Annotated in this window: 20 protein-coding genes; 4 read left to right on the forward strand and 16 right to left on the reverse strand. The window is 44.2% G+C overall.

The features are described 5' to 3' along the window. The first annotated feature begins 114 nt into the window (after positions 1–114). From coaE to yacG, 3 genes are read left to right on the forward strand one after another with little or no spacing between them, the layout of a single operon-like run. Positions 115–720, forward strand: a complete 606-nt coding sequence (gene coaE, locus PR699_RS05320) for a dephospho-CoA kinase (RefSeq protein ID WP_014656411.1) — start codon at positions 115–117, stop codon at positions 718–720. A 9-nt stretch (positions 721–729) separates the two neighbouring features. Further along, positions 730–1,488 carry a cell division protein ZapD gene (gene zapD, locus PR699_RS05325; RefSeq protein WP_014656412.1) on the forward strand — a complete coding sequence of 253 codons (759 nt, stop codon included), beginning with the start codon at positions 730–732 and terminating at the stop codon, positions 1,486–1,488. Positions 1,489–1,504: 16 nt separating this feature from the next. After that, the gene (yacG, locus tag PR699_RS05330; RefSeq protein WP_004921873.1) at positions 1,505–1,702 is read left to right on the forward strand and encodes a DNA gyrase inhibitor YacG; all 198 of its coding nucleotides are present in this window, start codon (positions 1,505–1,507) and stop codon (positions 1,700–1,702) included. A 189-nt stretch (positions 1,703–1,891) separates the two neighbouring features. Here the strand turns inward: yacG and mutT are convergent, their stop codons facing one another. From mutT to secM, 3 genes are all read right to left on the reverse strand, one after another. Further along, positions 1,892–2,296 (reverse strand): 8-oxo-dGTP diphosphatase MutT, encoded by a 405-nt coding sequence (mutT, locus tag PR699_RS05335; protein ID WP_041705387.1) that lies wholly within the window; start codon positions 2,294–2,296, stop codon positions 1,892–1,894. A 53-nt stretch (positions 2,297–2,349) separates the two neighbouring features. Further along, positions 2,350–5,061, reverse strand: a complete 2,712-nt coding sequence (gene secA, locus PR699_RS05340) for a preprotein translocase subunit SecA (protein ID WP_004921881.1) — start codon at positions 5,059–5,061, stop codon at positions 2,350–2,352. 103 nt (positions 5,062–5,164) lie between these two features. Beyond that, positions 5,165–5,692 (reverse strand): secA translation cis-regulator SecM, encoded by a 528-nt coding sequence (secM, locus tag PR699_RS05345; protein ID WP_014656414.1) that lies wholly within the window; start codon positions 5,690–5,692, stop codon positions 5,165–5,167. Positions 5,693–5,903: 211 nt separating this feature from the next. Between secM and PR699_RS05350 the strand changes: the two genes are divergently transcribed. Further along, positions 5,904–6,425, forward strand: a complete 522-nt coding sequence (locus PR699_RS05350) for a DUF721 domain-containing protein (RefSeq protein ID WP_004921887.1) — start codon at positions 5,904–5,906, stop codon at positions 6,423–6,425. Positions 6,426–6,488: 63 nt separating this feature from the next. On the opposite strand, the gene lpxC is transcribed toward PR699_RS05350, so the two are convergent. The 13 genes from lpxC to ftsI all read right to left on the reverse strand — a co-directional run bounded on the left by lpxC (position 6,489) and on the right by ftsI (position 22,551). Continuing rightward, complete coding sequence (lpxC, locus tag PR699_RS05355; RefSeq protein ID WP_004921892.1) at positions 6,489–7,406, reverse strand: UDP-3-O-acyl-N-acetylglucosamine deacetylase; 918 nt, start codon at positions 7,404–7,406, stop codon at positions 6,489–6,491. A 100-nt stretch (positions 7,407–7,506) separates the two neighbouring features. Then, the gene (gene ftsZ, locus PR699_RS05360; RefSeq protein WP_014656415.1) at positions 7,507–8,667 is read right to left on the reverse strand and encodes a cell division protein FtsZ; all 1,161 of its coding nucleotides are present in this window, start codon (positions 8,665–8,667) and stop codon (positions 7,507–7,509) included. 57 nt (positions 8,668–8,724) lie between these two features. Further along, a complete protein-coding gene (gene ftsA, locus PR699_RS05365) occupies positions 8,725–9,981 on the reverse strand; it encodes a cell division protein FtsA (protein ID WP_004921898.1) in 1,257 nt (418 codons plus the stop codon). Between the two features lie 36 nt (positions 9,982–10,017). Then, entirely contained in the window at positions 10,018–10,827 is an 810-nt protein-coding gene (ftsQ, locus tag PR699_RS05370) for a cell division protein FtsQ (protein WP_004921902.1), read from the reverse strand. Between the two features lies 1 nt (position 10,828). Then, complete coding sequence (locus PR699_RS05375; RefSeq protein WP_004921904.1) at positions 10,829–11,749, reverse strand: D-alanine--D-alanine ligase; 921 nt, start codon at positions 11,747–11,749, stop codon at positions 10,829–10,831. 3 nt (positions 11,750–11,752) lie between these two features. Continuing rightward, positions 11,753–13,216 (reverse strand): UDP-N-acetylmuramate--L-alanine ligase, encoded by a 1,464-nt coding sequence (murC, locus tag PR699_RS05380; protein ID WP_036941184.1) that lies wholly within the window; start codon positions 13,214–13,216, stop codon positions 11,753–11,755. A gap of 57 nt (positions 13,217–13,273) precedes the next feature. Beyond that, positions 13,274–14,347: an undecaprenyldiphospho-muramoylpentapeptide beta-N-acetylglucosaminyltransferase gene (gene murG / locus PR699_RS05385; RefSeq protein ID WP_004921911.1), complete on the reverse strand. Its 1,074-nt coding sequence runs from the start codon at positions 14,345–14,347 to the stop codon at positions 13,274–13,276. Next, the gene (gene ftsW / locus PR699_RS05390) at positions 14,344–15,537 is read right to left on the reverse strand and encodes a cell division protein FtsW (protein ID WP_014656417.1); all 1,194 of its coding nucleotides are present in this window, start codon (positions 15,535–15,537) and stop codon (positions 14,344–14,346) included. The genes murG and ftsW overlap by 4 nt, the downstream gene beginning before the upstream one ends. Beyond that, complete coding sequence (gene murD, locus PR699_RS05395) at positions 15,537–16,862, reverse strand: UDP-N-acetylmuramoyl-L-alanine--D-glutamate ligase (RefSeq protein ID WP_004921917.1); 1,326 nt, start codon at positions 16,860–16,862, stop codon at positions 15,537–15,539. The genes ftsW and murD overlap by 1 nt, the downstream gene beginning before the upstream one ends. A 2-nt stretch (positions 16,863–16,864) precedes the next feature. Continuing rightward, positions 16,865–17,947, reverse strand: a complete 1,083-nt coding sequence (gene mraY / locus PR699_RS05400; protein ID WP_004921918.1) for a phospho-N-acetylmuramoyl-pentapeptide-transferase — start codon at positions 17,945–17,947, stop codon at positions 16,865–16,867. Beyond that, positions 17,941–19,314 carry a UDP-N-acetylmuramoyl-tripeptide--D-alanyl-D-alanine ligase gene (gene murF / locus PR699_RS05405; RefSeq protein ID WP_014656418.1) on the reverse strand — a complete coding sequence of 458 codons (1,374 nt, stop codon included), beginning with the start codon at positions 19,312–19,314 and terminating at the stop codon, positions 17,941–17,943. Before murF ends, mraY begins: the two co-directional genes overlap by 7 nt. After that, complete coding sequence (gene murE, locus PR699_RS05410; RefSeq protein ID WP_014656419.1) at positions 19,311–20,798, reverse strand: UDP-N-acetylmuramoyl-L-alanyl-D-glutamate--2,6-diaminopimelate ligase; 1,488 nt, start codon at positions 20,796–20,798, stop codon at positions 19,311–19,313. Before murE ends, murF begins: the two co-directional genes overlap by 4 nt. Continuing rightward, positions 20,785–22,551, reverse strand: coding sequence for a peptidoglycan glycosyltransferase FtsI (ftsI, locus tag PR699_RS05415; protein WP_004921927.1), 1,767 nt, complete (start codon positions 22,549–22,551; stop codon positions 20,785–20,787). Before ftsI ends, murE begins: the two co-directional genes overlap by 14 nt.

The following is a 22,551-nucleotide window of genomic DNA, read 5'->3' on the forward strand; positions in this document are numbered from 1 at the left end:
AAACTACTTGCGGATGTTAAGATCAGTAAACCTACCGTGCGTATTATCTTGTGAGTGAAGACAAATCAAAAAAATCCGTGTAACCTACTATTTTTCAATAGAATGAAGAAGATTATGAGCTATATTGTTGCATTAACAGGGGGGATCGGTAGCGGTAAAACAACCGTTGCGAATCACTTTGCCAAGCTAGGAATACCGCTAGTTGATGCTGATATTATTGCCAGAAAAGTCGTCGAGCCTGGCTCACCAGCCCTTGAAGCTATCGCCTCTCGTTATGGCGCAGACATTATTCAACCTGATGGCTCTCTCAATCGACAACGTCTTAGGGAAATTATTTTTTCTGATGTCGCCGAGAAACAATGGCTAAATGCCCTACTTCATCCCTTAATTCATCAAGAAACACAACAACAATTACAGCAGGCCGATAGCCCTTATGTGTTATGGGTTGTACCTCTGTTATTTGAAAATAAACTCGCTCATCTTGCCAATCGGGTGCTGGTTATTGATGTCACCCCTGAAGAACAAATTTTACGCACCGTACAAAGAGACAATGTGAGTGAAGAGCATGTAGTGAATATTTTGAAAGCCCAAACCAGCAGAGAAAACCGTTTACTACAAGCTGATGATGTTATTACAAACCATGATGGTGAATTAAACATAGCTGAAAAGGTAGCCACATTGCACGAAAAGTATATGACGTTAGCACAACAGCAAAAATAGGAAATAAATATGAGTGAATCAAACACTGTAAACTTCGTCACTTACGAGTATCCATTGAATGAAAAAATTCGCTCATGGTTAAGGCTCGAAACACTATTACAACAGGTTTATGAGCTTAGTCACATTACATCCTATACCTCTGGTATTGCCTTTTTCCGCTCAGTTTCAGAATTAATTGAAATCCTTGATAGAGGTGAAGTACGCTCTGATCTGATCAAAGAGCTAGAAAAACAGCGTAAGCGTTTAGCTGCATGGGCCGAGGCTCCAAATGCAGACAACCAGTTGATCTCAACACTTCTTGATGATCTTGCGGCTAAGATTACCAATATCACCGCGGCGCCTAGATTTGGTCAACAATTACGAAATGACAAAATTATTAGTATGGTGCGCCAGCGCTTAAGTATCCCTGGTGGATGCTGTAGTTTCGATCTGCCCACATTACAGTTATGGCTTCATATGCCACAAGAACAAAAAGATCAGGCTATTAGCGAGTGGCTAAAGAGTCTCATGCCACTCAAAGATGCATTAGATACTATCTTGAGCTTAATCCGCCACGCAGGCGCTTTTGAGCGAAAAGAGTGCCATAATGGTTTTTATCAAGATAGTGTTGAAGACAAAGAGTTATTAAGAGTGAAGTTATCCAGCGATAAATTAATTTTCCCTCAGATTTCAGGTCATAAAACGCGATTTGCTATCCGTTTTCTTCACATTGACAGTGAAAATGGTATTGTACCCACAACGATGGCCTTTGAATTATCCTGCTGCTAATAAGGGGTAGTAATAAATGACTGAGAAAATTGAAGTTAATTGTCCAACTTGCCAAAAAGTTGTGGTCTGGGGTGAAGAAAGCCCTTATCGGCCCTTTTGCAGTAAACGCTGTCAGCTCATTGACCTAGGTGAATGGGCTGCTGAAGAAAAGCGTATTACCAGCCAAGGGGATATTTCTGACAGCGATAACTGGAGCGAACAACCCGACCAGTAGCAACATGAGTGATGAGCTTTATATCCCAATCATTCCTCTGAGATAGATTGAGATATAAAGCATTTTTGATAAATATCCTGCTGCTATAAGCTAGTAATGATATTTTTCTACACGAACAAGAAAACACTAATATGGCTGTTTACCTTGGGATACGACCCCGGTTTATCGTCAACAACCCCTAACTTAATCTCAGTGAATATCTTCTGCGTTTAACATATCAATAATCACTCGGTTAGCTGGAGGAAATTCACTTGCGACCAAGTCTTTTTGATCGACCCAACGCCCTTTTTGTCCCTCTTTCCCATAAGGTTCATTTTCCCAAGCTGAAACCATAAAGAAGTATAAAGTGACATAACGTTCATCAAATTCGTGTTCGACACAATGAAAAAGCTCACATTCAGTGACGATAATGCCAACTTCTTCTTCTAGTTCACGGATAAGTGCATCTTGCGGTTGTTCGCCGTTTTCCAGTTTTCCCCCGGGAAATTCCCAAAAACCGGCCATATGCGTTCCACTTGGACGCTCTGTAATAAATATTTTTTGCGCGTTATTACGAATAATTCCAGCAGCGATATAAAGGTGTTTTTTTTCCATAATTTCTTCGTTAAAAAGGCGGGTTACCCCGCCTTGTTTGATGTAATAATTAATTATTTTAACCGACCATGACACTGTTTGTATTTTTTACCTGACCCACAAGGACATGGGTCATTACGACCAATTTTATGACCTTGTGTTGCTATTTGCGCTTCCGCTTCAGACATCAATGATTCAGCGCCAGCTTCATGGCTTAACTGTTGTCTTCTTGCTAAACGCTCAGCTTCTTCTTTACGTTGTTGCTCTAAAGCTTCAACTTCTTCAGGCAAACGAACTTGCACTTTAGAAAGTGTACTGATTACTTCATATTTTAACGATTCAAGCATATTCGCGAACATGTTGAAAGATTCACGTTTATATTCTTGTTTCGGATCTTTTTGTGCGTAACCACGTAAATGGATACCTTGGCGTAAATAGTCCATCGAAGCTAAGTGTTCTTTCCACAACGTATCTAACGTTTGTAGCATGACACCTTTTTCAAAGTTACGCATCATTTCTGCGCCAACAATCTCTTCTTTCTTCTGATAGACTTCGATGGCTTTTTCCATTATACGCTCACGAAGCGTTTCTTCATGTAACTCTGGTTCTTTATCCAGCCACTCTTTAATGGGTAAATCTAAATCAAAGTCACTCACCAGTCGTTTTTGTAGGCCTTCAATATCCCACATTTCTTCTAGTGATTGCGGTGGAATATAAGTATCGATTGTTGCCGTAAAGACATCTTCACGAATGCTATCCACGGTTTCTTTAATGTCACCACCATCGAGCAATTCGTTACGCTGACTATAAATAGCACGACGTTGGTCACTCGCAACATCATCGTACTCAAGAAGTTGCTTACGAATATCAAAGTTACGGTTTTCTACTTTACGCTGTGCATTAGCAATCGCTTTGGTTACCCATGGATGCTCAATCGCCTCACCAGGTTTCATACCTAATTTACGCATCATGCCTGTGACACGATCAGACGCAAAAATACGCATAAGCGCATCTTCCATTGATAAGTAGAAGCGAGAAGAACCGGCATCCCCTTGACGACCCGCACGACCACGTAACTGGTTATCAATACGGCGGGATTCATGGCGCTCTGTACCAATGATATGCAAACCACCCGCGGCAAGAACGGCATCATGGCGCTCTTTCCAACGTGCTTTAATTTCATCGATTTGCTCTTGAGTTGGCGATTCTAAAGCAGCAACTTCTGTCTGCCAGCTACCACCTAACATAATATCGGTACCACGACCTGCCATGTTAGTCGCGATAGTTACTGCTCCCGCTTGACCCGCGTTTGCAACAATATCTGCTTCTAAGGCGTGGAATTTAGCATTCAATACGTTATGCTCAATTTTTGCTTTTTTAAGCGCGTTAGAAATTAACTCTGACTTTTCAATTGAGATTGTACCGACCAGAACAGGCTGACCATTTTGTGTTCTTTCACGAATATCTTCGATAATAGCCGCAAATTTATCTGTTTCTGTCATATAAACCAGATCAGGTAAATCTTTACGGATCATTGGACGGTTAGTTGGAATAACAATCGTATCGAGTTTATAGATAGAACTAAATTCAAATGCTTCGGTATCCGCTGTACCTGTCATACCAGCAAGTTTTTCGTACAAACGGAAATAGTTTTGGAATGTAATCGATGCCAATGTTTGGTTTTCGTTTTGGATCTCAACACCTTCTTTGGCTTCAACAGCTTGGTGCAAACCATCTGACCAACGACGCCCTTCCATTGTACGACCTGTATGTTCGTCAACAATGATAACTTGACCATCTTTAACGATATAGTCGACATCCAAAGTAAACAGCGCATGCGCACGTAGGCCGGCCATAACATGGTGCATCAACATAATGTTAGATGGCGAATAGAGTGATTCCCCCTCTTCCATTAAGCCTGCTTCTGTCAGCAGCTGCTCAATCAGCACCAAGCCGCGTTCAGTCAGCGTAACTTGACGTGATTTTTCATCAACAGAGAAGTGACCTTCGCCTTGGAAAGTGTCTGAATCTTCTTTTTCTTGACGCACTAGCTTAGGAATTAATTTATCAACTTTTTTATACAGCTCTGAACTGTCTTCAGCAGGGCCTGAAATAATCAGTGGGGTACGAGCTTCGTCGATAAGAATGGAGTCAACCTCATCCACTAACGCATAATGAAGTTTACGCTGTACGCGCTCCTCTGGGCTAAATGCCATGTTATCACGTAGATAGTCGAAACCGAATTCGTTGTTAGTTCCGTAAGTGATGTCAGCCGCATAAGCCTCACGTTTCAGCGCAGCAGGCATACCCGGAAGGTTGATACCAACGGTTAAACCTAAAAATTCAAATAAAGGACGGTTATTTTCGGCGTCACGCTTAGCTAAGTAGTCGTTTACTGTAACAACGTGAACCCCTTTACCCGTTAAGGCATTCAAGTAAGCTGGCAATGTCGCGGTAAGTGTTTTACCTTCACCTGTACGCATCTCAGCGATACAACGTTCATTCAGAACCATACCACCAATCAACTGTACGTCGAAATGGCGCATACCGAAAACACGTTTACTGGCTTCCCGCACTGTCGCAAACGCTTCTGGGATCAAGCTTTCGAGACTTTCATTCTTGCTTAGGCGATCACGAAATTCCTGCGTTTTTGCCTTAAGCTCATCATCGCTCAATTTTTCAAATTCAGGCTCAAGACGATTGATTTTTTCAACCTCTTTACGCAAGCGACGTAGAGTACGATCATTACGACTACCAAAAACCTTGGTTAATAATTTTGTTAACATATTGATATATTCTCAGGTAATTCAGTTAATTACTAAATAGTAAAACCCTGTATTTTGAATAAATACAGCGCATCTCGAACAGATGCTTAAATAAAACTAACAATTAACTGAAAGCAGGGCCCGCACGGATACCATGTACCTGAGCAACCCAAATAGCGGGTTGGTATGCAACGAAATGAGGGTAAGCATAGTGATCAGTTTGATCGAAACTATCACTCCATTGAAGTGAACGTTGTGCCAACATGGCATACAACGTATCAAGCATGACTTGAGGTGCTAACAGTGGCCCTTTTTTTTCATCTTGTTGATTTGCATCATCATCTTCAGAGATTGAAAAAGCGAATGTTAATTGCCTAATCACATTCCTGACCGCATGCTGCTGCCAGTAATTCACGGAATAAGAAGATGATGATGAGGAGCGCTGAGGGCTTTGCTGAGCAAATAAATTATCAAACGCATTAACCGCTTGGTTTTGGCGATTAATTGAAGAGGAGTTGAACTGCGTTTGCTGAGCATCAGATAACGCATTTAAAATCCCAGGCATGCCAATGCTCGTAGCCACAACCCCTAGTAAAAGGTGCGGCCAAAAGTATTTTATACCAAATTGTCGCCAAAGATTTAAAATGCCCATCAAAGTCTTATATTATATTTCTAATATACCATTCTTATTCATGATTGCTTAACAGCATGCCAACCATACCCGCTTGCTATAACTCACCAATCTCTATGATTGTGGCCCTTGTTGGCGCGATTTTCTCAAACACCCAACAGCACCTTGCTACAGCCTTGGTAATTTAGAGTATACTTAGATACTAAACCTACCTATTTAGACGGAGCTAACAATGAGAGATAGCCACCCACAAGCTTTGTTCGATGTTCTTGAGGAGTCGCTCGCAAAAACGCGCAGCCCCTTGCTCACCATTCAACGTAATGCTATCGCGATTAATAAACTAAACAAAGCCGTTAAAGCACTGCTGCCAAGCGAATTAAAGCCCATGTGCCGCGTAGCAAACTACCGTAATTGCATTTTGGTTATCGAAGTTGCTAACGCAAGTTGGATGACGCGACTGAATTACGAAAAACTTCAGCTACTTTCTGCATTACGAAACTCTATTCTACCATCTTTATCTTCTATAGACATCAGAATCAATCCCGTTCTCATGCGAAAAAAGGCTGAAAATAGCTCACTGAATAATCAAACAGCTAAAACTGCTCAGGTTGCGAATAAACGTAAGATCAGTACAGAAACGGCAAAACAACTTTTGCATTTAGCGGAGAATAGCCCGAAGAGATTAAAAGAGAGATTAGAGCGGCTGGCTGCACTGGCCGGAGAGAGTACCAGTACAACCAACAGAAAAGACTAACACATCATTATATATGTGGTAGTAATATCACTGCTTACTCAACACTGACTATTATCAGTGTGATTAGGCGTAAACAGTTGAAGGTGCTTTGAATGCCACCGGCAATTCAGCTTCATCTTCAAATGTGACCAGATCCCAAGCAGATTCTTTTGCTAATACTGCTTGTAGAAGTTTGTTATTCAATGCGTGGCCTGACTTGTATGCAGTAAATGCACCAATAATATTATGTCCACACATGAATAGGTCACCAATAGCGTCGAGAGTTTTGTGACGAACGAATTCATCTTCAAAACGTAGGCCATCTTCGTTGAGTACACGATAGTCATCAACAACGATAGCGCAATCGAAGCTACCACCTAAGCATAAGCCTTGGGATTGCAGATATTCAATATCACGCATAAAACCAAATGTACGCGCACGACTAATTTGGCGCACAAACGCTTCTGCTGAAAAATCCAGCTTATAACGTTGAGTGCTGCTATCAATCGCTGGGTGATTAAAGTCAATGGTAAAATCTAGGCTAAAACCATTGTATGGTGCAAATTCTGCCCATTTATCACCATCTTCTACACGTACTTTCTCTTTTATACGTAAGAATTTTTTCGCACTGTTCAATTCTTCAATACCAGCATCTAGTAATAAGAAAACGAACGGTGCTGCACTGCCATCCATGATCGGGATTTCAGGCGCATTGACTTCAATAACAATGTTATCGATACCTAATCCTGCCAAAGCAGCATTCAGATGCTCTACGGTCGAAATACGCACGTTGTCTTCGTTGACTAAGCAAGTACATAACATGGTATCGCGGACAGACTTAGCATCAGCCGGAAAATCAACCGGAGGATTTAGGTCAGTACGACGGTAGATGACCCCGGTGTTTGCCGCCGCTGGACGCAGAGTAAGCGTGACTTTTTTGCCGGTATGTAAACCAACACCAGTCGCTTCAACTATACGTTTAAGTGTCCTTTGTTTGATCATCGTATTTTTCTCGCAATGTTATCCGTCCTGCTGATTATCTTACTAGATAACCAGCGGGAAAGTTTAGCACAAAAAGCGGAGAATCCAATATTAATTAAAATTAATCGGCCTGTTTACGCAAAAATGCCGGAATATCTAAGTAATCAGGTTCTTTATTCGCTTGCGTATTTTGGTCATTCACCGCTTTCGCAGCAACTGGTTTTTCCTCTGTCAGAGAAGACATGCTATTTTGCATTTGCTGATAACGCTGCTCCATAGACGCTTGCTGTGACATCTTGTTATTCACCAGAGTGATTTCAGGGCGTTTGTCCATACCGATACCGGTAGCCACGACAGTCACGCGCAATTCATCATTCATCTCAGGGTCAAGTGATGTACCAATTACGACGGTTGCATTATCAGATGCGAATGCGCGGATGGTATTACCCACCGTTTCAAACTCATCCAAACGCAGGTCGAAACCAGCGGTAATGTTGACAAGAACACCACGTGCGCCAGACAGATCGATATCTTCCAACAGTGGACTTGAAATTGCCATTTCAGCCGCTTCTTCAGCACGATCTTCACCACGAGCCACACCGGACCCCATCATTGCGTAGCCCATCTCTGACATCACAGTACGTACGTCAGCAAAGTCCACGTTCATCAGACCTGGGCGTGTGATCAGTTCCGCAATACCTTGAACAGCGCCTTTCAGTACATCGTTAGCTGCGCCAAATGCATCAAGTAAAGAGATACCACGACCCAAGACTTTTAATAATTTATCATTTGGAATCGTAATCAATGAGTCAACATGCTTAGATAGCTCAGTGATACCTGATTCCGCAAATGCCATGCGCTTTTTGCCTTCAAAGTTGAATGGCTTAGTCACAACAGCAACTGTTAAGATGCCCAGCTCTTTGGCAACCTCAGCCACAACTGGGGCAGCACCTGTACCTGTACCACCACCCATACCAGCTGCAATAAAGACCATGTCAGCACCTTCAAGTGCATTACGTAAAGCTTCACGATCTTCTTCAGCGGCATTGCGACCAACTTCAGGGTTTGCCCCCGCGCCAAGGCCTTTAGTGATACCAGTACCGATCTGGATTGTTTGTCCGACTGCAGTTTTACGCAGTGCCTGTGCATCAGTATTGACGGCGAAGAATTCCACGCCTTCAATACGTTCACGCACCATGTGTTCAACGGCGTTACCGCCGCCGCCACCAACGCCGATGACTTTAATCACCGCATCGTTGGTTAGCTCCATTGGTTCAAACATAATGTCTCTCCGTTTTGTGCTTTACTTCGAAGCTAATAATATGCTTCTGAATAAAAATTAAAATTCTTTTCTCAGCCAGCCTGTGATTTTACTAAACCACCCTTTAACTGAAGCACGTTTTTCCGTTTCGGTATCATCGCCAAGATGGCTCTCTTTACCGTAATGCAGAAGCCCAACCGCAGTTGAATAGTATGGCTCCTGAGCATAATCCGTTAAGCCTGTAATATTGAGCGGAATACCGACCCTAACTTGTGTATGGAAGACTTTTTGAGCACATTCGACGAGGCCGTCGATTTGTGCCGCCCCTCCCGTTAGCACGATACCCGCTGCCAAATGGTGTTTGACACCTTGTTGGCGTAACTGTTCCTGTAAATTTAAAATTTCTTCATTTACAAGGTTTAACAGCTCTGTGTAACGTGGTTCAATGACCTCCGCTAAAGTCTGACGTTGTAGACTTCTTGGAGGACGCCCTCCCACGCTAGGGACTTCAACAGTTTCATCTTTGCTCACTATCGAACCGACAGCGCAGCCATGACGAACTTTGATTGCCTCCGCATCACTCGGTGGAGTACCGAAGGCATAAGCGATATCACTGGTAACGACATTACCTGCATAAGGGATAACTTTGGTATGACGTAGTGCCCCACCGGTGTATACCGCCATATCCATGGTTCCGCCGCCAATATCGACAACACAAACGCCAAGTTCGCGTTCATCTTCGGTCAATACTGAATAGCTCGCTGCAAGACCTGCAAAAATCAGCTGGTCGACTTTTAATCCACAACGCTCAACCGCTTTTACAATATTTTTTGCCATGTCGTTATGACAAGTAATCAAATGTACCTTGGCTTGCATACGTACACCTGACAAACCAACAGGGTTCTTAATACCTTCTTGGTAATCAATCGCGAATTCTTGTGGTATGACATGAAGAATTCGATGCTCATCACGAACCCTAACTGATTTTGCGGTATGAACAACACTGTCAACGTCTTCTTGTGTCACTTCCTCTTCCGAAACGGGCACCATGCCGATTTCGTTTTGGCAGCTAACATGCTTACCTGATAACGCAAGATAAACTGAAGAAATTTGGCAATCCGCCATCAACTCAGCCTGATCAATCGCCCTTTGCACGCATTTAACGACTGATTCCAAGTCATTAACGCCACCTTTGTCCATTCCACGAGATGGACAACTTCCCACCCCGATAATATTCACCATACCATCGGGCAGAATTTCGCCGACAAGGGCCGACACCTTGGAAGTTCCAATTTCAAGGCCTACAACTAATTTTCTGTCCGTCGTTTTGATCATTTGCTTCTGCCTAGTCTGAGTTATTAGCAATATTAATTATTGTAACTCCAGTGGTGCATCCACTAGGAGCGGAGCCCACCCCACCGCAGCACCACTGGTATAACGAAGGTCAACATAGTCGACACGTTTATCTGTGGCTTGCTGCAAAAGCGGATAAAGTTCAAGGAAACGATTTAACCGCTGAAAAACTTCTTTTTTCCCGAGCTCTACTCGGACATCATTATCTAAGATAAGTTGCCAAGCATGGCGTGCCGTCATAGATACTGATTTCAATTTTAAATTGTGTTCTGACAATATTCTTTTAAATTCAATGTACTCTTTTATAACTTCTTTTTGGCTACCTTGGGGGCCATAGAGCATCACATAATTGCCCTTGCTGCTTTCACTCGCAGGGAGGCTAAATACTCGCCCCTCCTGATCAACCATATTTTGGTCATTCCAACGTGCGTAAGGTACGTATTCTACCAGATGTATCTTTAACTCATCAGGCCACTGTTTGCGAACCGTCACCTGACGGATCCAAGGCATCGCACTTATCTGATTTTGGATGGCATTGACATCAACTGTCATAAAAGTACCAGGTTGCCCTAGAGATAATATCGCCTTCCTCACATCATCATTGCTGGTATAGTGGCGCTCTCCGGTTAATACTAACTTTGACATTGGCAGCCTATCTGCATCTTTCATCCAGTTCATGACGGTCCAGCCACTCCAAATGATTGTTCCCACAACCATTAGAAAGAAAATCAACCCGCCGAGAAAAGCACCATTACTTGGGCCTGACCCTGACTCGTTGTTGTCATCATTATGCTTATGATGCCGAACATTCAATGCTGCCTGTGACATATCAGTTAGCCAATTCCAAAATACGTACTACCAACTGCGAAAAATCCATACCTGCTTGGCGCGCTGCCATTGGCACTAAACTGTGACTTGTCATTCCTGGTGAGGTATTCACCTCTAGCAAGTAGAATTGACCGTCACTATCTTGCATTACATCAACTCGCCCCCAACCGCGACACCCAACCGCCTGATAAGCACGCATCGCAAGTTGTGATAACTGCGCTTCTGATCCTGCATCTAAGCCACTTGGGCAAAAATATTGCGTTTCATCAGAAAGATATTTCGCCTCATAATCGTAAAACACCCCAGGAGGCTGAATACGAATTGATGGTAATGTTTGTTCACCAAGCACTGCGACCGTATATTCTGGACCACTTAACCATTTCTCAATCAGTACGGTTTCATCGAAACGAAACGCTAGTGCCAACGCCGCTGATAAATCACCTAAATTATCAACTTTGCTCATCCCTACACTTGACCCTTCAAGGCTCGGTTTGACAATAAGTGGTAATCCTAGATATGCGACTAATTCTTCAATTTTTTCAGTTTTAAGTGAACTAAACTCAAATTTACTCAACGAAACATAAGGCGATACTGCTAGCCCTGCTCCTTCCCAAAGTTGCTTTGTTCTTAATTTATCCATACTCAAGGCGGAGGCCATCACGCCACTACCTGTGTACGGCAAACCTAAAAACTCCAGCATCCCCTGAATTGTACCGTCTTCCCCCCCTCGGCCATGAAGGGCGATAAACACTTTATCAAACCCAGCATCCTTGAGAGTGACCACTGGAAAATCTTTTGTATCAATAGGATGCGCATCAATTCCAGCCTGACGTAAACCAGCAAGCACCGCATTGCCTGATTGAAGAGAAACTTCACGTTCAGCAGATGTTCCGCCAAATAACACCGCGACTTTCTCGGCCATGAATCACTCCTCTACCATGGGTGGCTGTAATTTTGTTTCAGCAAGATTACGCGCTATTTTACCAATATTCCCAGCACCTTGAACTAAAATTAAGTCATTATCTTCAAGTGCTTGAGCTAAAATTTGTGCAACTTGTTCAGGCTCTGCCACATAAATTGGATCAAGCTGACCACGACCGCGTATCGTCCGACATAATGAACGACTATCCGCCCCCGGCACAGGCTTCTCTCCCGCAGGATAAACCTCTAGCATCAGCAATACATCTACTTGGCTGAGGACATGGGCAAAGTCATCATATAGGTCACGAGTACGTGAATAACGGTGTGGCTGAAACACCATCACAATTCGTTTGTCTGGCCATCCGGCTCTTGCCGCTTTTATTGTCGCGTCAACCTCTGTTGGATGGTGACCATAATCATCCACCAACATCACTTCGCCTTCTTTACCATTCACATGACGTAGTGAATAGTTTCCGAGAAAATCAAAACGACGCCCTGTACCTTGGAACTCAACCAGTGCAGACAAGATATGCTGATCATCAATGCCTTCTTCCGTCGCCACGGCGACAGCCGCTGTTGCATTCAGAGCGTTATGTCTCCCCGGTGCATTCAGTACTACGGTCAGTTCCGGCATATTTTCACGGGCAATAGTAAAGAAGCCTTGATTACCTTTTTGCTCATATTTGACGATGCGTACATCGGCATCTTCACTAAAGCCATACGTCGTCACATAACGACTGACTCGCGGTAATAATGAACGGATCACAGGATCATCAATACACATCACCGCACGACCATAAAATGGTAAGTTATGCAGGAAGTTGATGAACGTATCTTTCAAGGTTTCAAAGTTACCTTGGTAAGTATCCATATGGTCCGCTTCAATGTTAGTAACCACCGCAACTAAAGGCTGCAAATGTAAGAAAGAGGCGTCACTTTCATCAGCTTCCGCGATTAAATAACGGCTACTACCTAAACGGGCATGAGTCCCCGCGGATTTCACTAAACCGCCGTTAACAAATGTAGGATCTAATCCCGCTTGCGCATAGATCCCTGAAATCATCGCTGTTGTCGTAGTTTTACCGTGTGTGCCTGCCACTGCAATACCATGACGATAACGCATTAATTCCGCCAACATTTCAGCGCGGCGGATAACAGGAATACGTAATTCATGCGCCGCTTGGATTTCAGGGTTATCCGCTGAAATTGCAGTCGAAACAACGACTACGCTCGCATCTTCAACATTCTCAGGACGGTGATTAAAATAAATAGTTGCACCTAAAGCCGTGAGTTGCTGAGTAACGGCATTTGGCGCTAAATCAGAACCACTAATTTGGTAACCTTCATTTGCCAACACTTCGGCGATACCACCCATGCCAGCACCACCGATACCGACAAAATGGATGTGCCTGACTCTTCTCATTTCTGGCACTGATGTTCTTAATTTCGCCAACTGTTGTGTATTCACTGTATGTCTTCGCTTTTAGTTAATTCTATATCTATGCCATGTTATCGATGGTGATAACTATTTAGCCACTTCACTGATTACTGCCGCTACACGCTCTGTCGCGTCGGTGATAGCACAAGAACGTGCCTTTTTCGCCATCGATAATAATGCTTGCCTATCCCACTGCGCCAATAGGCTAGCAACGTTATCCGCAGTAAATTGTGGTTGCTCAAGGATTTTTGCCGCTCCCGCCTTTTCTAGCGGAAGCGCATTCCAATACTGTTGACGATCTTTATGCTGAAATGGCACAAAAATCGCAGGTAACCCTGCTGCGGCAATTTCACTGACCGTTAATGCTCCAGAACGGCAAACCACAATATCCGCCCATGCATACGCCTGAGCCATATCATCAATAAATTCCGTAACTTTATACTCGGAATTAACTGAATTTTTTAGCCGTTCATTATACAACGCTTCTGTAGTTTCCTTACTGCCTTTTCCCGCTTGATGCCAGATATTTAACTGTTTGCCTACTTTTTCAGCAACCTCTGGCATTACTTGGTTCAAAATACGCGCGCCTTGACTACCACCTACAACCAGTACGCGTATTTTACCGTCGCGATCCGATAATCGCTCCTCGGGCAGTGGCAGCGCTAAGACATCTTTTCGTACTGGATTGCCAACAATTGGCGCATCCGCAAAAGCACCGGGGAACGCTTGAAGTACTCGTTTTGCAATTTTTGACAACCATTTATTCGTTAAACCTGCAATCCCATTTTGTTCATGTAGCACCACAGGTACACCTGATAACCAAGCCGCAATCCCACCAGGCCCTGAAACATATCCGCCCATACCGAGTACAGCGTCAGGTTGATATTGTTTGATAATGGCTTTTGCTTGGCGTATCGCTTTAAAGATCCGCCAAGGCGCGGCAGCCAATGCTAACGCGCCTTTACCTCTAAGCCCTGATATCCGTATAAATTCAATCTCAATACCATGTTGCGGTACTAACGTTGCTTCCATGCGATCGGCTGTGCCTAACCAACGGATTTCCCAGCCTTGAGCCTGCAAATAATGGGCCACAGCTAAACCAGGGAATACATGCCCCCCAGTACCACCAGCCATGACTAATAACCTTTTTGCTTGACTCATTTAACACTCCTTACAAACGCCTGCGCTTTTTGCAGACGTGTTTCAAAATCGACACGTAATAACACGGCAATAGCAGCAGACATAATTAATAGGCTTGAGCCACCATAGCTGATCAATGGTAATGTTAACCCCTTCGTCGGTAACATACCGGCAGCAGCCCCAACATTAACTAATGCTTGGAAGGTAAACCAAATACCTATCGAACACGCTAAATAGCCAGCAAATAATTGGTTAGCTAATAAAGCTCGACGGCCTATCATCATTGCGCGAAATGCCAGCATAAATACCATCAATAACACCAACACAACGCCAATATAGCCAAGCTCCTCAGCTAAAACCGAAAAAATAAAGTCCGTATGCGCTTCTGGTAAATATTCCAGTTTTTGGACTGAGTTCCCTAACCCTTGCCCAACTAACTCACCTCGACCAAATGCCATTAATGATTGGGTAAGCTGATAACCGCTACCAAACGGGTCTTCCCATGGATTCAAAAATGATGTCACTCGGCGCAAACGGTAAGGCTCAAACCAAATCAGTGCTAATACCCCGACAACACACGCCGCAATCCCAATAATAAAGGGGGCCAATCTTGCTCCGGCAAGGAAGAGCAACCCAAGGGTGGTGACGACTAGTACGATAACGGTTCCCAAGTCAGGCTGTAGTAGCAATAATGATGACATCACAATCAAGATACACATTGGTTTTACAAAACCAAGGAAGCGTGTTCTCACTTCCTCTGACTTTCTTACTAAGTAACTGGATACATAGCAAAATAGAGCTAATTTAGATAACTCAGCCGGCTGAATTTTAACAATACCGATATCAATCCAACGCGATGCCCCGTTGACAGAGCTCCCTGCAACCAGTACTACCGCTAATAACAGCAGGGAGATCATTAACAATACAAAGCTGTATTTTTCCCAAACTGCCATTGAGATCCGCATCACGCCTAACACTAAAACAAAGGCAATGGCTAAATAAACGGCATCACGCTTGGCAAAATAAAAAGGATCTTCTGTCAATCTTTGCCCCACCGGCATGGATGCCGATGTCACCATAATAAAACCGATTGCAGCGAGGCCAAGTGCCAGCCATACCAAGGTGCGGTCATAGAGTGTTGAGCCAGCAATAACGCCACCCTTTTCACCAAGCACCCAGTTTTTTATGCGCACAGCACCTGGTATAGTCATCAGCCTAACTCCTTCGCTAACTGAGCAAAAATCATCCCTCGCTGCTCAAAGTTTTTAAATTGGTCGATACTTGCACAAGCTGGAGACAGTAAAACCATATCGCCTGATTTTAAATGTGGAGCCAAATAACGCATGCTCTGCTCCATCGTTTCCGTCAGCACAGATTTTTCAGGCTCCAATTGGGCTAGAGCTTTACCGTCACGACCAAAGCAGTACACACGCACATTATCTTGGGCAAGATATGGCTTTAAGGGTGAAAAATCGGCAGCTTTACCATCACCACCTAATAGCAGATGCAGTGTTCCATCCACTTTTAAGCCATTTAGTGCGGCTTCCGTGCTACCCACATTGGTCGCTTTAGAGTCGTTAATCCAACGTACTCCGTTGTTCAATAACACCAGTTGGAAACGGTGCATTAATCCAGCGTAATTTTTCAGTACATCCAAGCAAGCCTTACGCTCTATGCCTGCAATATCTGCCAGTGCAAGCGCTGCCAGCGCATTCGTGTAATTGTGTTGCCCAGTCAAATGCATATCAGCAACATCAATGATGGCTTGCCCTTTCGCAACTAATAAACGCTGCTGTGTATCAAAATAATAATCACCACTATCGACCCCAAAGCTGATACACGCTTCATGACGTCTATCTCGTGGTAACGTCAGTGGGTCTTGCGCGTTCACAATGCAATTCGCCGCATTATGATAAATACGTAATTTAGCGTCGCGATACTGCGCTAACCCTAATGGATAGCGATCCATATGGTCTTCTGTCACATTCAGTACGGTTGCCGCTAAGGCTTGTAAACTGGATGTGGTTTCTAATTGGAAGCTTGATAACTCAAGCACATAAAGCTGGTGACCTTGGTTAAGTAGGGATAATGCAGGAATACCAATATTGCCACCCACACCAACAGAGATACCTGCGGCTTTTGCCATTTCCCCGACTAAAGAAGTCACCGTACTTTTACCGTTAGAGCCAGTAATGGCAATGATTGGTGCATCAGCCTCACGACAAAACAGCTCAATATCGCCAACAATCTCAATGCCTTTATTAGCCGCCTGTTGCAACTCAGGTGTCGCTAGAGCAATACCCGGACTTGCGACAATCAAATCAGCTTCTTGTAACCATGAGTTATTTAAACTGCCATGGTGATATTCGACATTGCTAGGTAATTGCTCTACACCGGGTGGGGCAGAACGAGTATCTATCACACGTGGAATGACACCTTGTGATAAGAAAAAGTGCACACAGGATAGGCCTGTTAGACCTAACCCGATAATCACCACTTTTTTACCTTGATACTGTTTACCCTGAATACGAGCCATGTTTAACGTACCTTCAATGTTGCTAGCCCAATCAGGACTAGCATTAAGGAAATAATCCAAAAACGCACAATTACGCGTGGTTCCGGCCACCCTTTCAACTCATAATGATGATGAATTGGTGCCATACGGAATATACGTTGACCACGTAATTTGAAAGAACCCACTTGTAAGATGACTGATAATGTTTCTACAACAAACACGCCACCCATAATGACTAACAAAAACTCTTGGCGTAGTAGAACTGCGATAGTACCTAGAGCGCCTCCGAGTGCTAAAGAACCTACATCCCCCATAAAGACTTGTGCTGGGTAAGTGTTAAACCATAGGAAACCTAATCCCGCACCAACAATAGCCGTACAGACGATCACTAGTTCACCAGCGTGTGGCAAGAATGGAATATGCAAGTAACTCGCAAAGTTAACGTTACCTGTCGCCCACGCGACCAAAGCAAACCCTGCCGCAACGAATACTGTTGGCATAATTGCTAAACCATCAAGACCGTCAGTTAAGTTAACGGCATTACTGGTTCCAACAATCACAAAGTAAGCCAGCAGAATATAAAGCATTCCCAGTTGAGGCATCACATCTTTAAAGAAAGGTACGACTAATTGTGTCGCTGGCGTCTCGTTACCGACTGCATACATTGAAAAAGCAACAATGAGCGCAATGACGGATTGCCAAAAATATTTCCAGCGAGCAATTAAGCCTCGGCTATTTTTTCTAACCACTTTTAAGTAGTCATCAGCGAAGCCTACAAGGCCATATCCCACCAATACCAACAGGACACACCAAACATAGGGATTATCTAAACGCGCCCACAACAACACCGATATACTGATTGAAAATAGAATCAGTATGCCGCCCATTGTAGGTGTGCCACGTTTACTAAAGTGAGACTCAGGCCCTACATCGCGAACGACTTGACCAATCTGCATTTTTTGTAAATAGGTAATTAAACGTGGCCCCATCCATAACGCAATAGCGAGTGCCGTTAGCAAACCGACAATGGCTCTGAACGTCAGATAAGAAAAGACGTTAAAAACAGAAAAATGATGCACCAATATTTCGGCAAGCCAGACTAACATGCAAAGCACTCCTTTAATGCATTCACGACATCTTCCATCGCGGAGCTACGTGAACCTTTAACTAAAATAGAAACAACTTCATTCTGCTGGACTAGCGGAATCAGTCGGGTTAATAAATCTTTTTTGAATGCAAAGTGCTCACCACATTCACTGAATTGACTGATCATTTCGCTCAGTGTACCCACACTCAGTACTTTATCCAGACCTGCATCTTTTGCCGCAATGCCAACTCGTTGATGACAATCTTGTGCGTAATCGCCAAGCTCGCCCATATCACCTGCAATCAAAATACGATAGCCGGGCATTTTAGCTAAAACATTAATTGCTGCAATCATTGAGCCATCATTCGCGTTATAAGTGTCATCCAATACCACTTTTGTTGGACTCAGTTGTACCGGATATAAACGCCCCGGCACCGCTTTCGTCGTCGCTAACCCATTGCGAATATCTTCCAGCGTTGCGCCAACTGAAATGGCAAGCGCACTTGCCGCAAGGACATTGGCAATGTTATGCATCCCCGGTAAAGGCAATGTGATTGCAATTTGCCCAACTGGCGTATGCAACGTAAAGTTTGTTGAAAGTTGTTTAACTTCAATATCCGATGGATAGAAATCCGCTTTGTCTTGTGGCTTCAGCGAGTAATACCACACGGTTTGCCGCGGTTGAAATTGCCAATGTGGCGAATAACTATCAAGGTTAACAATCGCGGTACCTTCGTCAGGTAGACCTTGGTAAATTTCCCCTTTTGCGCGAGCCACACCTTCAGGTGAACCAAAGCCGGCAAGATGTGCTGCAAATAAATTATTCACCAGTGCACTCTCAGGCTTCACGATATTCGTGGTATAGGCGATTTCATTTGGATGATTCGCCCCCATTTCAATTACGGCATAATCATATTCGTGAGTTAGCAGAAATAGCGTTAATGGCACACCAATATCATTATTTAAGTTACCCGCTGTATACAGGGTTTTGCCACGCTGAGATAAAATGGATGCGGTCATCTCTTTAACAGAGGTTTTCCCCGAGGAGCCTGTTAAACCGACTACTTTCGCTTGGCTTTGCTTGCGCACCCATGCAGCAAGTTGCCCCATAGAAAGACGAGTGTTCGCCACAATAACCTGTGGGCAATCAACATCAAGCTCACGCTCAACCAGTAATGCAACGGCGCCATTTTCAACCACAGAAGGGGCAAAGTCATGGGCATCAAAACGCTCACCTTTTAAGGCGATAAATAAGCAGTCTTGACCAATTTGGCGGCTATCTGTACTCACTTCACTTAATGTCAGTGTAGCGGCATCAATACCTTCAGCATTAAATAAACGCCCAGCCGTCACGGCCTCCAGTTGAGCTAACGTTAAGGGGATCATGCTAACACCCCCAATAGCCTTGCAACGGTTAGGCGATCTGAATAATCTAAACGGCGATGACCGATAATTTGATAATCTTCATGGCCTTTACCTGCGATCACAATCACATCATCCGCATTTGCCTGCATGATTGAGCTGGTAACCGCTTCCGCACGCCCTGGGATCGCAAGAACTCGACTTGAATCGAGGATCCCCGCCATAATGTCATTGATAATATCTAACGGCTCTTCACTGCGCGGGTTATCATCAGTAATAACGACTTTATCCGCCCACTCTTCTGCCGCTGCGCCCATCAAAGGTCGCTTGCCTTTATCACGGTCTCCCCCGCAACCAAAGACACACCATAATTGGCCTTTACAATGTAAGCGTGCTGCCGCCAACGCTTTTTCGAGTGCATCCGGTGTGTGCGCATAATCAACAACCACAGTTGGTTTGTTTGGCGCACTAAACACTTCCATTCGACCACATACTGGTGAAAGAGATGATGATGCCTCTAATAGCTGTTCTAACGAATAATCCATCGTCAGCAGTGTTGCCATAGCTAACAATAAGTTGCTGACGTTAAATGCGCCCATCAATGGGCTTTCTAACGTTCCGTTGCCCCATGATGAGGTAAATTGAATGGTTGCTCCGCGATCATGATATTCAACCGCTGTTGCTTGTAACCATGGCCCTTGCCATTGCTCAGGAATTCGTTGTTCCATAGAAACGGCGCAAGCTTGCGGTAAACGCTGTAACCATTTTAAACCCACATCATCATCAGCATTAATAATTTGCGCTTTGGTTTGATGTGTCGAAAACAGTAACCATTTCGCCGCTTCATAACTTTCCATATCACCATGGTAATCTAAATGGTCACGGCTTAAATTTGTAAATACTGCGGCATCGAAAGGTAAGGCAGCTACGCGACCTTGCACAAGGCCGTGAGAGGAGACTTCCATCGCGGTTAATGTAGCCTTCTGCTTCAATAACTGAGTCAACTCAACTTGAATATCCACAGCGGAACCTGTGGTGTTTTCACTCGGCGCAACTTGCCCAAGTAAACCATTCCCTACGGTCCCCATGACAGCACTGGTTTCACCTAATCCTTGTGCCCACTGCGCGATCAGTTGAGTTGTCGTCGTTTTACCATTAGTGCCTGTCACCCCAACCAATTTCATTTTTTCAGCAGGATGTTGATAAAATGCCCCTGCTAATGCTGATAGGCGACTATTCAGATCATTTAGGTAAACAACGGGAACGCCGTGGATATAACGAATTTCACCTTCAGCGGCTTCACCATGCGCTTCTGCAACCACCGCGGCGACCCCTTGGGCGATCGCTTGAGAAATATAGTGTCGACCATCTGATTGATGGCCTTTAATTGCGATAAACAGATCACCGGCAGCCGCCTTACGACTGTCTAATGTCATCTCACGTAATGAGACATTTGCTGTGCTAACGCCAAATGGCGAAAGAAGATCACAAAGATTACGATCTGCCACTTTTAACCTCTTTTCTGTTAAGAACTGTGTCGTTTTTATCGTCTGTTTGTAGTGCATCAGGTTCAACGTTCATCATGCGTAAAACACCGCCCATAATTGAACCAAACACGGGTGCCGATACTGCACCACCATAATATTTACCCGCTTTAGGCTCATTGATAAGAACGACAAGGGCATAGCGTGGGTTACTTGCAGGCGCGACGCCTGCGGTATAAGCAATATATTGATTAATGTAGCGCCCTTCCGGCCCTACTTTTTTCGCAGTACCTGTTTTTATCGCGATACGATAGCCTTTTATTGAGGCTCTTGTTCCCCCACCACCCGGCAAGGCAACACTTTCCATCATGTGCACAACGGTGCGCATTATATGCTCAGGAAAAACGCGTGTTCCCGGCACAGGAGGGTCAACTTTAGTAATCGATAGCGGGCGATAAATCCCGAAACTACCAATTGTTGCATAGGCACGGGCTAACTGTAACGGTGTTACCATTTGCCCATACCCGAAAGAAAAGGTGGCCCTTTCTAAATCAGACCACCGTGTTTTTTTACTTGGAAAGATGCCACTACTTTCCCCGACTAACCCCAGATTAGTCGGCTTGCCAAACCCAAAGCGGCTATACACATCCACCAGCTCTGTGGCAGGCATCGCTAACGCCAGTTTTGAAACACCCACGTTACTCGACTTCTGTAAAATACCTGTAATTGATAATTCAGGATAACGAGCTACATCTTTGATTTCATGACCATTAACTCGATATGGGTAGGTATTCAATACGGTATTTTCTTTGACAATACGGTTATTTAATGCACTCATAACGACGAGCGGCTTGACCGTTGAACCCGGTTCAAAAATATCGGTGATCGCACGGTTACGCATAGCATCCATGGGGGTTCCTGCCAAATTGTTCGGGTTATAGGATGGGCTATTCGCCATCGCTAAAATCTCCCCCGTGTGCACATCCACTAAAATGGCAACACCTGATTCAGCTTTGTTTTCCTGAACACCTTTCGTTAATTCTCGATAAACGATAGATTGAATGCGTTCATCAATACTTAGCACTAAGTTATGAGCCGCTTGGCTATCAACGGAAGAAACCGTTTCAATCACACGCCCATTACGGTCTTTACGAACAATACGCTCACCTGGCTCCCCTTTTAACCAGCGCTCAAAGCTCTTCTCGACGCCTTCTATCCCTTCGCCATCAATATTTGTCACACCAATTAAGTGCGCTGCAACAGGCCCTGAGGGGTAGTAACGGCGTGACTCTTTGCGTAAATAGATACCGGGTAATTTTAGTTTCGTGATGTATTCGCCAATAGAAGGGTTGACTTGACGAGCGAGGTACACAAAGCGCCCTTTTGGATTGGCAGAAATTTTAGCGGTGATCTGCTCAAGTGGGATCTCCAATGCATCAGCGAGCGCTTTCCAATGTTCATCATTGTTCACCCCACCTTTTTCAAATACCACTTTTGGGTCAGCCCAAATCGCATTAACAGGCACACTAACAGCCAGTTGCCGCCCTTCCCTATCGCTTATCATGCCACGTGCTGTAGAGACCTCTTGAACACGTAGGGAGCGCATATCCCCTTCTTTAACTAACTTTTCAGGCGAAATGATTTGTAGATAAGCTACACGCACTAAAAGCCCGACTAAAGCCAGTAGAATACCGCCGCACAACAAGGCAAAACGCCAGCTAACAAAGCTGGTATTTTCAGACTGTTTTTTATTCCTAGCTGACTTAGGTGCTTTCAT

This window comes from Providencia sp. PROV268, assembly GCF_028477805.1.
Taxonomy (GTDB): domain Bacteria; phylum Pseudomonadota; class Gammaproteobacteria; order Enterobacterales; family Enterobacteriaceae; genus Providencia; species Providencia stuartii.

What these genes read in the sequence shown, in the direction of transcription:
- ftsA (WP_004921898.1), bottom strand. Translation starts at nt 9,981, where the DNA reads ATGATCAAAACGACGGACAGAAAATTAGTTGTAGGCCTTGAAATTGGA.
- secM (WP_014656414.1), bottom strand. Translation starts at nt 5,692, where the DNA reads ATGGGCATTTTAAATCTTTGGCGACAATTTGGTATAAAATACTTTTGG.
- zapD (WP_014656412.1), top strand. Translation starts at nt 730, where the DNA reads ATGAGTGAATCAAACACTGTAAACTTCGTCACTTACGAGTATCCATTG.
- ftsI (WP_004921927.1), bottom strand. Translation starts at nt 22,551, where the DNA reads ATGAAAGCACCTAAGTCAGCTAGGAATAAAAAACAGTCTGAAAATACC.
- mutT (WP_041705387.1), bottom strand. Translation starts at nt 2,296, where the DNA reads ATGGAAAAAAAACACCTTTATATCGCTGCTGGAATTATTCGTAATAAC.
- secA (WP_004921881.1), bottom strand. Translation starts at nt 5,061, where the DNA reads ATGTTAACAAAATTATTAACCAAGGTTTTTGGTAGTCGTAATGATCGT.
- ftsQ (WP_004921902.1), bottom strand. Translation starts at nt 10,827, where the DNA reads ATGTCACAGGCAGCATTGAATGTTCGGCATCATAAGCATAATGATGAC.
- yacG (WP_004921873.1), top strand. Translation starts at nt 1,505, where the DNA reads ATGACTGAGAAAATTGAAGTTAATTGTCCAACTTGCCAAAAAGTTGTG.
- murG (WP_004921911.1), bottom strand. Translation starts at nt 14,347, where the DNA reads ATGAGTCAAGCAAAAAGGTTATTAGTCATGGCTGGTGGTACTGGGGGG.
- ftsW (WP_014656417.1), bottom strand. Translation starts at nt 15,537, where the DNA reads ATGACTATACCAGGTGCTGTGCGCATAAAAAACTGGGTGCTTGGTGAA.
- coaE (WP_014656411.1), top strand. Translation starts at nt 115, where the DNA reads ATGAGCTATATTGTTGCATTAACAGGGGGGATCGGTAGCGGTAAAACA.
- mraY (WP_004921918.1), bottom strand. Translation starts at nt 17,947, where the DNA reads ATGTTAGTCTGGCTTGCCGAAATATTGGTGCATCATTTTTCTGTTTTT.
- PR699_RS05350 (WP_004921887.1), top strand. Translation starts at nt 5,904, where the DNA reads ATGAGAGATAGCCACCCACAAGCTTTGTTCGATGTTCTTGAGGAGTCG.
- ftsZ (WP_014656415.1), bottom strand. Translation starts at nt 8,667, where the DNA reads ATGTTTGAACCAATGGAGCTAACCAACGATGCGGTGATTAAAGTCATC.
- murD (WP_004921917.1), bottom strand. Translation starts at nt 16,862, where the DNA reads ATGGCTCGTATTCAGGGTAAACAGTATCAAGGTAAAAAAGTGGTGATT.
- murF (WP_014656418.1), bottom strand. Translation starts at nt 19,314, where the DNA reads ATGATCCCCTTAACGTTAGCTCAACTGGAGGCCGTGACGGCTGGGCGT.
- PR699_RS05375 (WP_004921904.1), bottom strand. Translation starts at nt 11,749, where the DNA reads ATGGCCGAGAAAGTCGCGGTGTTATTTGGCGGAACATCTGCTGAACGT.
- lpxC (WP_004921892.1), bottom strand. Translation starts at nt 7,406, where the DNA reads ATGATCAAACAAAGGACACTTAAACGTATAGTTGAAGCGACTGGTGTT.